Source organism: Candidatus Dependentiae bacterium (genome assembly GCA_018266175.1).
GTDB lineage: Bacteria > Babelota > Babeliae > Babelales > RVW-14 > JAFEAY01.
In genome coordinates this window covers 168,821-181,473 of record JAFEAY010000003.1, presented here as the reverse complement: position 1 = coordinate 181,473, position 12,653 = coordinate 168,821, and the positions used below count along the sequence as shown (strand labels likewise).

8 protein-coding genes are annotated in these 12,653 nt (G+C 36.9%); 6 read left to right on the top strand and 2 right to left on the bottom strand.

The window, feature by feature from the left end:
- Positions 1-31: 31 nt before the first annotated feature.
- Positions 32-1,570 carry a hypothetical protein gene (locus tag JST56_00795; protein ID MBS1987512.1) on the bottom strand — a complete coding sequence of 513 codons (1,539 nt, stop codon included), beginning with the start codon at positions 1,568-1,570 and terminating at the stop codon, positions 32-34.
- A 478-nt stretch (positions 1,571-2,048) separates the two neighbouring features.
- On the opposite strand from JST56_00795, the gene thrS reads away from it, so the two are divergent.
- The 6 genes from thrS to JST56_00765 all read left to right on the top strand — a co-directional run bounded on the left by thrS (position 2,049) and on the right by JST56_00765 (position 9,606).
- On the top strand, positions 2,049-3,761 hold the full coding sequence (gene thrS, locus JST56_00790; protein ID MBS1987511.1) for a threonine--tRNA ligase: 1,713 nt from the start codon (positions 2,049-2,051) through the stop codon (positions 3,759-3,761).
- An 81-nt stretch (positions 3,762-3,842) separates the two neighbouring features.
- A complete protein-coding gene (locus tag JST56_00785; GenBank protein ID MBS1987510.1) occupies positions 3,843-5,177 on the top strand; it encodes an extracellular solute-binding protein in 1,335 nt (444 codons plus the stop codon).
- On the top strand, positions 5,177-5,800 hold the full coding sequence (locus tag JST56_00780; GenBank protein MBS1987509.1) for a hypothetical protein: 624 nt from the start codon (positions 5,177-5,179) through the stop codon (positions 5,798-5,800). The genes JST56_00785 and JST56_00780 overlap by 1 nt, the downstream gene beginning before the upstream one ends.
- A 195-nt stretch (positions 5,801-5,995) precedes the next feature.
- Positions 5,996-6,655: a hypothetical protein gene (locus tag JST56_00775; GenBank protein MBS1987508.1), complete on the top strand. Its 660-nt coding sequence runs from the start codon at positions 5,996-5,998 to the stop codon at positions 6,653-6,655.
- Positions 6,656-6,768: 113 nt separating this feature from the next.
- Positions 6,769-8,025, top strand: a complete 1,257-nt coding sequence (locus JST56_00770; GenBank protein MBS1987507.1) for a hypothetical protein — start codon at positions 6,769-6,771, stop codon at positions 8,023-8,025.
- A 156-nt stretch (positions 8,026-8,181) separates the two neighbouring features.
- The gene (locus tag JST56_00765) at positions 8,182-9,606 is read left to right on the top strand and encodes a serine/threonine protein phosphatase (GenBank protein MBS1987506.1); all 1,425 of its coding nucleotides are present in this window, start codon (positions 8,182-8,184) and stop codon (positions 9,604-9,606) included.
- A gap of 59 nt (positions 9,607-9,665) precedes the next feature.
- Here JST56_00765 and JST56_00760 read toward each other — a convergent pair whose 3' ends face one another.
- Positions 9,666-12,611 carry a hypothetical protein gene (locus tag JST56_00760; protein ID MBS1987505.1) on the bottom strand — a complete coding sequence of 982 codons (2,946 nt, stop codon included), beginning with the start codon at positions 12,609-12,611 and terminating at the stop codon, positions 9,666-9,668.
- Positions 12,612-12,653 lie beyond the last annotated feature (42 nt).

Below are 12,653 nucleotides of genomic sequence, written 5' to 3'. Positions count from 1 at the left end.
TAAGGGAATGGAAGAGTCGTAATTTTCAAGCTTAACCTTCATGTTTAGCCATACATTTTTGGCCATTTATATGCCTGCGAAAATTTCCACTTTTATCGATTGATAGGTAATCGCATTTTTCACAATAATTACTTGTTCTTGGATGCCCATACAAGTTGATATGCTCATGGAGCTCTTTTCTTGATTTAAATTGTCCGGTCATTCCACATTGTTCAGACCACGGACACGTTATGTGATCTCTCAAAAGATGGTCATAAAGCATATTTATGCGACCATATCCGCGTTCTTTATTGTCGTCACATTGATCATAGTCAACCAAAGGACAGTGATGCTTTTGATTAAGTTTTTTATTTGTATTCAGTTCTTTTTTATTACCTCGAGACCGAGTTTTTTCTTTTTTAAGTAAACTTTTTTGTGGTTTCCGAAGAGTTTTGCTTTGATTGTTGTTGTTGTTGTTGTTGTTGTTGTTGTTGTTGTTGTTGCTTGGAAGGAGATTGTTTACTGATAAGTCATCATCAAGTTTTTGATTGATTTCTTCATTAAACAAAGGATTCAATGGGGGAGCTATATCACTGATTTGGTCAATAAAATCTGCTGAGTCGTCTTGATTCATGACTGAATTTGCGGCCGCGTTGTTTGGTTTACATTCATATTCAAAATCGGCACTCAACTCTTCATCATCAAGATTCATTACTCCAAAGACTAGATTATGTTTTGAGCAACCAGACATATGATTATCCAGGTCGCGTTGATTGTTTGTATGGAAAATACAACAAATAGAACAACTGAATACGACTTGAGGGTTCTGTATTTGTTGTGAGCAATTGTTCGTTGGAAGCAATTGCTGAGCATTTGAATAATTATCGTGCGTTTGCCAAGAGAGATAATTATTATTTTGAGGAAGTTGATTGTGTGGTGACTGCTCGATTATCTCCAGCACATTATCTGGATCAACTTGAGGTGTTTGCGGAATAGAGAAATTATTCTGGTTATAAATGTTATCGTTATTGAAAAATTGTTGTGGTAAAGGATTGGGTTGAATTTTTGGCAGAGCATTACTCTGGGTCACTTGGCGCGGGAGTATGAGTAGCCGATTGAGTTGATTTCTATGGTTGAATTTACATTTGTTTACATGATTGCAATAATATTTTTTTTTTAAGTTAGCTACAATAAAGTCATTGCAAAAACTGCAAGCAAAGCTTGTTTTGCCATGATATTCATAAGTGTGGCTTGCAAGTGTATGGACATCATTCGGGTTTGTTGGAATAAAAGTGCACCATGGGCAAGCTCTATGATAAAATATTACATGAGCATCGAGTGCTTCTTGCGTGCTAAAGCCCATTTTTCTATTATTGAAGCATCGATCTTTATTAATGATGTGCATTTGCTGTTTTAGTTTCCCCTTATAAGGGCAATCGAAGATAATCTTTTTTTTCTTTGCAGAATTGTCGGTCTGATCAATTGGATTATCATTATGTCGCTTCATGGGAGAAGCAGTATCGAATTGGCAGATGAGTGCCAGAGTCAATGCGATTTTCAAGAAAATATTGATTTTTTTGTTTAATAACATGAGAACCCCGCTTTTTTCATTTAAAATACAGTTTCATATCAATCTATCATAAATATTCAATCTGTCAATATTGTATTAATTATGTTGAAAATTGAATGATTTAAATAAGGAGAGATTCTTTTTTTAAATTAGGCAGGTCTCTATTTAGAGGACACATTTGAATAGTTTTTGCTCTTTGTGCTCGAATTTTATATAATAAGATTGTTAGTTGACCTATACAATGGCGTTTAACTAAGGATGTTATGAACGCGCTCTGCTTCAAATTATCTGCACGTGAGTGTGATGCTCAATTCCTTATGCGTTGCATGATTGCAACGACCATTTCTTCGATAATCACGACTACGACTGCCTAAGGGCAGTATCTTTTTATTCTCAACCAATTATTTTTATGTATGTTTCTCTCCTGCAAAAGAGCAGTGGGGTATAAAATTTTCACGACTCTGCTATAGTTTGGCTGAGTTTACTGAAAGGATTAATCGTGAACGATAATAATTATTTGCACAATCTGCGCCATTCTGCAGCGCATTTGCTTGCACAAGCGGTTCTGGGGTTGTTTCCAGGAACAAAGCTTACTATCGGTCCGGTGACCGAGTACGGTTTTTTTTATGACTTTTTACCGTTAAAAAATTTTAAAGAAGATGACTTGACTGTTATCGAAAAACGAATGCGCGAGCTTGCCAAGAAAAATTACAAAATTACTGGCGGTCAAATTCCTAAAGACCAGGCTCGGCCGATGTTTAAAGATAATCAATTCAAACTTGAATTGATTGATGGTATTGCTGATGAAACCGTTGGTGTTTATCATCAAGGCGATTTTTATGACCTCTGTAAAGGTGGTCATGTTGATGCAATCGGTGAAATTAAGTTTTTTAAACTGACTGCAATTTCCGGTTCATACTGGCGAGCAAATCGCGACGGTATCGCGCTGCAGCGTATCAGTGGAGTCGCATTTGAAACTCAAGAAGCAATGGACGCTTATTTTAAGCGTATTGAAGAGGCTGAGTTGTATGACCATCGCAAGCTTGGTAAACAACTTGAACTCTTCTCATTTCACGATGTTTCTCCCGGTGTTCCATTTTTTCATCACAAGGGTTTGATTGTCTATCATAAACTTATTGATTTGATGCGTAAGCTTCGTGGTTCACTGTATCAAGAGATTAAAACTCCTTTTATCTTGAATGAATCGCTCTGGCATACTTCGGGTCATTATGATAACTATCGTGAAAATATGTTTTTCACCAGTACCGAAGACGTCCCGTTTTGTGTTAAGCCGATGAACTGTCCCGGGGCAATTTTGCATTATCAAGAGCGGCCTCGTTCATACAAAGAACTTCCACTTCGCCTTGCAGAGTTTGGCTTTGTGCATCGTCGTGAGCTTTCTGGTGTACTCCATGGTTTATTTAGAGTGCGTGGCTTTACACAAGATGATTCACATACTTTTTGTACTGTTGATCAAATTGGCGATGCGGTAAAATTGGTTCTTGAACGTGTTGATAAAATATACAAGAAATTTGGATTCAGCTCTATTAAGTACTTTTTATCGACTCGCCCAGAAAAGTCGATGGGGAGCGGTTCAGAGGTTTGGGAAAAAGCAACAGCAGTGTTGCGTAACACTTTTGAAGAAATGGGAATTGCATACGAAGTTGATGAGGGCGGTGGAGCTTTTTATGGTCCCAAAATTGATATCAAAATTCTTGATGCAATGGGACGTGAGTGGCAATGTGGAACCTGTCAAATTGACTTTATTCAACCGGAAAATTTCAAGCTTGAGTATATTGATGCTGATCAATCGCGTAAACGTCCAGTCATTATGCACGTTGCAATTTATGGATCAATTGAGCGCTTTTTGGGAATTTTGCTTGAGCATTTTAAAGGGCATCTGCCCTTCTGGTTGGCTCCGGTCCAAGTACGTGTGCTCAAAATTACCGATCACCAGGCCGATTATTCACGCCGTGTAGCAGACCAAATTACCGCTGCGGGGCTGCGTATGGAGCTTGACGAAACAGGCGATCAGATTTCCGCACAAATTCGCCGTGCACAAGTGGACAAAGTTCCGTGGATGATTGTTCTTGGAAAAAAAGAGCAAGAACAAAATACTGTGACTTTGCGTCTTGCTGATGGCACTCAAGAGTTTGGGTTGACGCTTGAAGCGGTGCTTGCACGAGCCGCTGATTTGAACAAGTGTGAATAGTGCTTGTGAATCGCTTACTTGAAAAAAAATGAGATTTAAAAAGGGCTTGCATATGCAGGCCCTTGAGATTTGGAGCTCTGGATGAAAAACATAAAAAAATTTATAAGCGTTATCAGTATAACAGGTTTATTAATCGGTATCATTTGCATGAACAGATGCTCAGCCAAGAAAACAATTATCGTTTGGCATGCAATGGATTCGGTATTGGGAAAAATTTTTAATGAAATTGTTGATGATTACAATAAAACATCTTTGAATATAGAAATCAAACCAGTGTTTAAGGGAACCTATGACCAGACCTTAGATGCTGTTATCAACCAAGACTCTGATTCAGAAGAAAAAGAGGCTCGGCCTCATATTGCTCAGATTTATGAAATGGGTACGCGTGTTATGCATCAAGAGCAGCAAAAGAGGGCACTGTTTAAAAGTCTTCCTGATGTCATGAAGACTATAGGTGCTAAGCTCGATGATTCTTTATTCTTGCCGACTATTGCTCAGTTTTACAGGGCACGGGCAACAGAGCTTTGTTCTCTGCCGTTTAACGCTTCAACAGTTATTCTTTTTTATAACAAAACAAAATTTGATGAACTTGGACTCGTGCCACCAACTACATGGGAACTCTTTCAAGATATTGCAAAGAGCTTAAAAGAACATGGCGCTCAAAATGTTTTGGGAGCAGGGTGGTTACACGGCCATTTTATAGACCAATCTGCAGCATGGCATAATCAAGCAATTGCTACGCAGGGTAATGGAGTTGATGGTGATGATGCACAGCTGTGCTTAAATTCTCCATTTTTTAATCGACATTTTTCTGCCTTGCATACGTGGTACCAAAATGGTTGGTTAACCCTTAAGAGTGCTTCAGATGTAGAGAAAGCGTTTGTAAATCAAGAGATAGTTATGTTGCTTCAGGGTTCAAATCGGCTTCCGATTATCCAGGCTATGTTGCACGATTCTTTCGAAGTGGGAGTTGCTGCTTTGCCTTACTGGAGCTGTGAAGTTGAAAAGCCCTATAACACTATTGCTGGTGGGGCATCATTTTGGGCTTTGGATGGATACGACCAAGAAACCTATCAGGCAATAGCCCATTTTTTCCAGTATCTTATTTCAGTTGATACCCAGATGAAATGGCATCAACAGTCTGGCTATATTCCGGTTATTCAAGCGGCACATCAAGCAATAAGGTCTAATTCTTTTCTCTATAAAAGTGCTCTTGCACAACAGGCTGCTTTAGTTGCCATTGAATCACTTTTGAGCCAATCACAAGAATTTTCGCGTGGAATTTTATTACCAAAATTTCCTGAAATTCGTAAAATTATGCTTGACGAAATGAGTGCTGCGATTCGTGGGGACAAACCTGTTCGGGATGCTCTTGAGACAATTGACTTGCTGAGCAATAGGTGCATAGGGATCTAATGAATTGTGTTGTTACATTGTTATCAATATCTGGTTGTTTAATCGGCTTTGCGCCGGTTTTTACCATGAACGGATCGTATCAATCATTATTAGAACAATCGGTAAAGAAATTGGCATTTAAGAAATCTGTTACTTACTGTCAGATGCCTTTGCATCACGCTCAAATTCATTATGCTTCGAGTGCATACAATAATAATCAGCAGCCATTTCTAGAATTTCGACTGAGTGATGCTGTGTGTGAGGCTTGCCGTATCGGTTTCAGCATAAAAGAAAAGGCATGGGACCATTCAATACATATGCATTTAAAATGTCCTTGGTGCACGATTCCTTCATTTGGTAAGGTTTCAATCAGAGATGATAGAACTCGTTTTATAATCCATGTTCAAAGGAGCCACGCTGAACATGGTATTTTTATTTGTAGTAAGTGCCCATTCATAACGACTACTCGAGCTGAATTGCATGTATGTAATTCATTAAATTATGATGATGGCAGTCATGACAGTTGTGATGATATTCTTTTGTGTTGTAAGTATTGTCGTCTTTTTGAAGCTCAGGATGTTGATATATTCAGGGAACACGAAGAAATCTGCTCTTTTTTGCAAGACTTTGTTCATGAAGAATAACGATCCGTGTCGATCATTGTTCACTATATCCAAGATATTTTGTATTCAGGTTTAATTGAGGCAATCGCAAGAACTATTCCTGAATCAAGGCTTGTTGTTATATTGGGCAAATCTTACCAAACTTGACAGATTGAAAATTTAATAATAAGCTCTATTTTTATAAGTTCAGTTTTAGACTTAAAAAATGGAGGTCTTATGAAAACTCATGATGTTATTAAATTATTATCTCTTTTTGCGATATTCCTTGGCTTTACGTTCCTGTTGCCCATGAAGCGATCAAATAATGATCAATTTAAAGCGCCACAACCAAAGAAGGTTATTCAAATCGACCTGGATTTGTGCTGTCCTTTTGATTTCTGCCCAAATAGCAGTAATCCGCTTCCTAGTGATCATATGTTGAAATTACACTTAGCATCTAAGCACAATGTTTGTCCATATTGTCCCGATTTAGAGGTTTTTGCTTCGCGTGATCAACTAAGAGCCCATTGTTGGGAAAAATATGTAAAGTCTATTAATCCTATTCAGAACTCAGTAAGTAATATTATGCACCAGATGCAACCGCATACGGTGAATGTTTATAATAACTTGAATAATAACATTTATATGAATGTTCCTCATTATCAACCACAGCCAGTTCAGGTGACTTTGTCATGTGGTGTTGCTCCATTGGCAAGTTATAGCACTAATGCTAGAACTGAAAGCCAAGTTGTTCCCGCAAATAATAACAATAACAATAATAATAATATTTTGTATTGCCAGTATTGCGATGATTTTTCAACGTATGATGTTGCAGCCTTACACGAGCATGAGGACAATTGTCTTTGCCTGCAAGATTTAGCACGCGGAAATTGGTAATACCGCTTCAGTTGATTGAATAATCGGTGTTAAGAAAAAAATGGAATAAGTTTATTGTGCTTCAAGCTTGAATGATTGGATTCGTTTTAGTGGATGTAGGCAATGGAGGTCTTATGAAAACTCATGATGTCATCAAATTACTCTCTTTTTCTCTCATGTTACTTGGTTTTTCATCACTTTTTTCAATGAAAAGAACAAATAATGATCAATTTGAACAACCAGAAGCGAAGAGGGTTCTTCACAGTGATTTAGACGACTTATGCTGCTCGTTTACAAATTGCGATAGGAATCATGAGCCTTTTACTCATGAATTGAATTTAAGATCTCATTTGATGACGCAGCATAACGTTTGCTGGTATTGTCCCGATTTAGGGCCATTTGCTTCACGTGCCCAGCTTGTACAGCATTGCAAAGATATGCAGCACGAGCGTACTTTTTGCCAGTATTGTGAAAATCATGTGACAAAATGTCCTCATAATTTAGCAACTCATGAACGTAATTGCCTCATCAGGCTTGAGCGAAAGAAATATTCATTGAGAAGAGATCAATTATTTCCAAAGGATTTGAAATGTCCATTCTGCGGTAAAGATTGTAATCGAAAAAGTAACAAATTTATCAGTATGAATTCACTGAAAAGTCATCTAGTGACTAAGCATTACATTTGTTTAAAGTGTCCAAGCTTGCCTCAGTTTGAATCAATCAAGGACTTTATTGAGCATTGCATAATCGCTTCGAATTCTGAGCATGAAATTTATTGTCAGTATTGTAAAAATTTTATCTATCCCGAAAAAAAATATTTAAAAAATCATAAAAAATTATGTTTGTCTCGGCAAGGATCCAATAGCGATTCTGTGCCTGAGGTCTGTAATAGTTCTGATAATGAGCAACCTTTCGGTGTGCCAACTTTTAACAATATAAATAATAATATTAATATTCATCTGTCGATTAATGCTCCTGCTGTGTATGTTTTACCCGAGCAAGGAGTACCTTTTGTTTACCATCAAGTGCCGACTCGTTATCCCGTTATGCAGTTTCAGGAATTTGATCAACAAAATAACCAAAATCAATATTATCAACCACGACATTATCCGACTCAAAGTTTTCAATCACAACCGCTACCCTACCAATCGCATCAAAAACCGTTAGTACCCGGCCAAAGGACTTTGTTGTGTGATGTTGCTCCATTAGTAAGTTGTAATATTGATACCAGAGTTGATAATCAAACAGTTGCCTCAAATAATAACAGTAACAATAATGTTATTTTATACTGTCAGTATTGTCATGAGTTTCAAAATCATGACGCTGCTATCTTACAAGCACACGAAGAACATTGTCTTTACCTGCAAGATTTATTGCGTGGAAAGTGGTAATACTGCTTCAGTTTGAATTTAATTTCAAAAAACAGGCCTCTCTGTCGAGATGTTTGCGACATTAAAGTTATGTCGCAATTGACAGTATCTGCTGCACGCCCTAGAATGAAAATAGGGATGTGAACAAAGCTGGCGCGATAGATTAAGAGGTGTTTGATGAACCAACCTGCATTAAGCGAATGTCAAAAGACTTCGCAGGTATACCGATCAAAAAGTGAAGAAATAAAACAACAGATGCAGGAGCTTTGTCATAACGACTTCAAAGCGATGATTAATCGCTACATTTCTGCGCTTACGCAGCAACTGAGTCAAGCATCATGGTTTGATGCGCAAATGCCAGCAGCGCAATTTTTAATGCCAGATCTTGCAAGCTATGCCATAGCTGGGCAGCACGATTCAAGTTCTCACTTTACCCCCTTTATACAAAAATTGGTCGTGAAGCCAGATTCAAAAGTTATTGTTATTGGCGATCTGCATGGAGATTTAGATGCCTTGCTTGCAATATTACAAGAGCTTGAGCAGACCGGATATCTAGACGACCAATTCCGCTTCATTCGTGACGATGTTTATTTTGTTTTTCTTGGCGATTACATTAATCGTGGTGTTAACAGCATTGGCGTGGTTTATTTACTGTGCAAGTTGTTTGTTACCAACCCAGGTCGCGTTGTGATGCTTCGTGGAAACCACGAGTATGCATTGACTTCAAAAAATTTCCAAAAGCGTTTCTTTCAAGCGCAAGCTGATGGCCAAGATTATCCTGCACAAAAAACATTTTTATGTGAGCTTGAGCAGCGGTTTTCTGATTATAAATACCCCGATTTGCTCTATTGGTTTGATTATCTGCCTTTGGCACTCTATCTGGGGACACCTGATCAGAGCGGTCGCATAAATTTTGTTAAGCTGTGTCATGCTGGTCTTGAAGTTGGTTACAATCCACAAAGTTTTTTATCAAGTAGTTCTTCTTTTTGCTTACTTACTACGTTTGATCGCTACGCTGGGCTTGAGTCTCTTAAGCAACAACTTGTTGATTCATCATTTATTGGTGATGTACAAAAGGCTTTTGATTATTGTGCTTCACAGGAAGCTACGGGCTTTGAAAAGCATTTTCAGGTCGCGGAGCCAGTTAATCTTGCTTCTGATATCAGCGCTTATCAAATGCGCATTGGCATGCAGTGGAACAATTTTTTAACGGACGATCAGGGGCAGCCTGAGTTTGCATTTTCAGCCGGACGTCGTAGGCTCTATCTTGGCAAACGTGCTACCCAAAATCTTTTAAAACAGCGTTCAAATGATCTGGTTGCAGTACATGCGATTATGCGTGGGCATCAGCACTTGGATGAAAAAATTGATGCGTTGCAGGTGGACAGTCCAATGCTTTCACTCATCAGAAAGCAGGCAGGTGTTGTTCGGCAATGGGACGGAGCTGTTTATACGCTTGGTGCTTCAGATCATATTACCGGTTATCATTCGTTTGTTATGCTTCACGTTAAAAGTGATTTGAGTAAATGGAATGCCCGTCATTATTTTAAAAAGCCTCAAGCTGATAACTTTTGTATGCGAGCATATCCATTTTTAGGGTAAGTAGCGCGAACTCGATAATGTTTAAAAAGAATACGATTTTCTATGAGCGAGTTAAAGTCTCAAATACAGAGGGATGCAATAGTTGCATATGCTATAATTTTTTCTTGCAATTCAAAAGAACAAAATTCAATTCCCTTAAAAAGAGGTTTTTTTTGCAAGCTGTTCAGTCCCTTAATTTCAACTAATTCAGGCATATGACTCATAATTTCTATTTCCTCCACCCCTGACAGACTAACATCAATTGTTTTTAATTGATTCATTTTGCCTGAAAGCTTTATCTTTTTTAAGTTATTTGTCTTATGCAGATCAAGATTTTCAATATTTTTACAATTATCTAAACCATCTATTTGTTCAATTACTGACCAAGAAAGATTAATTGATTTTAATTGATTCATCTGTGGTGAGAGCTTTAATATCTTTAAATTTTTTGAACATATTAAGCTAATATTTTCAAGGCTTGGGCAATTCTCTAGGCCTATTATTTCTTCAACAGACGAGCAAGAAAGATCAATCTGCTTCAAATTATTCATACCACAAGGCAGTTTTAGTATTTTTACATTTATACCGTTCAGGTTAAGATTTTGAAGATTTGGGCAATTCTCTAGACCTTGTATCTCTTCAACCTGTGTTCCTGAAAGATCAATGGTTTTTAATAGACTCATCTGAGATAGCAGTTCAATATGTCTTAGATTTTTTGCAGTCATCACAATAAGCTCTTCAAGATTCGGACAATTTTCTAGGCCTTCTATTTTTTGAATTTCCGACCCAGAAAGATTAATTTTTTTTATTACTTCATTTAGTTCAGAAATTCTAAAAATAAATGAATCTTTTTTTAATCCAGAAAAAGATTCAACTCCTGAAAAAAATGTTAAAAGTACCGCAGCATCTTCATCAAGTATCTCACCGTTAATATATTTAACTTCATGCTTAAAAATTTCTTGGCATCTACCCTGATTACGCAACAATTGTTTGAATTGTTTGATGACTGGCTGAATCCTCTTGGCCATGTATACATCAGACCACAAAAAGCTTTGGAGTAAGTTCTTCAAATACATTCCAACAGAATTTTCTAAAACAAGTTTTTGCTCTAAAAGTATGCATAAGTTTTCAAGTGCTTTGATAATTTCAGCGCTATCATTAATTGGTAGATTAAAAAGCTTATAAATTGGTATTGATATTGCATCATGCAACCTTTTATTTAATAAACAAACCGATTCACAAACAGTTGCATTAAAATCATATATTTCTTCTTTGATTGCTTGATAAAGATCATTAGGAAATTGTTCTTCTTTTTTTACTATCTTTATTGAATTAAATTTTGCATGAGAACTCATAACATCTACGACAAACTCAACGGACTTATCGACCGTTATTGTAATTATACAAGAACAATCGATCTGACCACCCTCAAGCCGCTTGAAGTGTTCTACATTCGCAACGTTTATTACACATTTTTTTTGGGGACTCAATACATGAAATAGTTTTTGTAGAGAATCTTTTACCCATTGAGAAGTTGCTTGAACAAATTGCACATCATCTTGATACACTGGCTTTGGTGCAAGATCTAAGACAAAGATAGTATTTACAAGAGATAGAATATTAATAATTCCGGAATCAAGTTCGTTATAATTTTTCAGATAGGCATCATTATATTTTCTGCAATAGCGCACATTGTCAACACCCGCAACCACTTTATTCCATGCATTACGAATTGACCTCTCTCCTGAATTTGCTTTGTGTGGAGTCTGAAGTGCATAAAAATTTTCTATGTTTTTCAGGTACGGTGAGCCTTGCATATGAACTCTGAGCTTCTCAAGATCAAAGCTTTGGATTTTATCTGAATATAAAGCTAAGTTGCACAAATGGCGTACGGTTGTTTCAACACAATCGGGAAATTGGTGATTATCAATTAATTCATCATCTGTACGATTGTACATATCAACCAAGCCGTTATTAATAGGCAGCTTTGTGTCTGAGTAAGGGGTAATGTTTAGTAATGCATCTTTGGATAATAATACCCACACGTCATCCAGCGAAAGATCGCTTGGTCCGTTTTGTGCTTTAAGCAGAACTTCATTTACATCATCCTGTGTTATAAGTGTGCTCTGTGCATTATCAACCATCTCACTATCAGAGCTACTTGACAAGCATGATTCATATGGTTTAAATAACGCATCTTTATTAACAATTGAATCGTCCAAATTTTCTAATAACTCTGGGATATCATCTGCTCCAAACTTTAAACAAAAAAATGCATTTAAGAGTTGCTCAGATTGGTATTTTGGATATAAATTTTGTGGATACCAGTCGAGACGCTCTTCACGCTCAATGATTTTAAAGAGAAAATAAATCAGTTTTTTGAATTGTTCATTTTCTTTAATATCAAAAGTGAAAGTTTCTAAAAAATCTTGAAAATAAAGATCATCTGAAAATCTATCAAATAAAGCTAAAAAATCTTGAATTGATTTTTTTTTGCTATGATAAAATATATTCGAAAGTTTATTTCCTTTTTTCTCAGAGCTTTTCTTATTCCAATACTGAGACTGAGGTGTTTCTTTTTTGTAAAACAATCTATGATTTTGTGCATGTTGCTCTATATCTCGTATTCTCTTACAAAAATTCAAGAGATTGGCAATATCAGCCACTTTCAAATATCGACCAATATTCTTTAGTGAACTTGTTTCAGGAGTTAACTGTCCTGTTGGTGATGGAAATAGCACGCGTGCAAGTGCAACCACTGGATCACCATCAGGTGCTTTATCATTAATCCACTTGCGCTTACCATCGGTCTCAAACCCGGGCTGGACACCGTACATCCGTATTGTTTCTACTAATCCAATTTTAAGAGCAACTTGCCCCAAATTTGGCGCATATACTTCCATACCTGGTCTAAAGCAACCAAGTACTCTTTTAAATACGAGTGGGTTTATAGTGCTATGCACCACGCTGCTGGTTACCAGCACAACACCAACAAAACTTAAAAATAGTTGTGATATAAATTGCATAGCTTCCCATCAAAGTTTTATTAAATTCTTTTAAATAACGCG

Bases quoted from the DNA above. Each gene is read 5' to 3' on its own strand.
- JST56_00795 (MBS1987512.1), bottom strand. From the start codon at position 1,570: ATGTTATTAAACAAAAAAATCAATATTTTCTTGAAAATCGCATTGACT.
- JST56_00785 (MBS1987510.1), top strand. From the start codon at position 3,843: ATGAAAAACATAAAAAAATTTATAAGCGTTATCAGTATAACAGGTTTA.
- JST56_00780 (MBS1987509.1), top strand. From the start codon at position 5,177: ATGAATTGTGTTGTTACATTGTTATCAATATCTGGTTGTTTAATCGGC.
- JST56_00775 (MBS1987508.1), top strand. From the start codon at position 5,996: ATGAAAACTCATGATGTTATTAAATTATTATCTCTTTTTGCGATATTC.
- JST56_00770 (MBS1987507.1), top strand. From the start codon at position 6,769: ATGAAAACTCATGATGTCATCAAATTACTCTCTTTTTCTCTCATGTTA.
- JST56_00765 (MBS1987506.1), top strand. From the start codon at position 8,182: ATGAACCAACCTGCATTAAGCGAATGTCAAAAGACTTCGCAGGTATAC.
- JST56_00760 (MBS1987505.1), bottom strand. From the start codon at position 12,611: ATGCAATTTATATCACAACTATTTTTAAGTTTTGTTGGTGTTGTGCTG.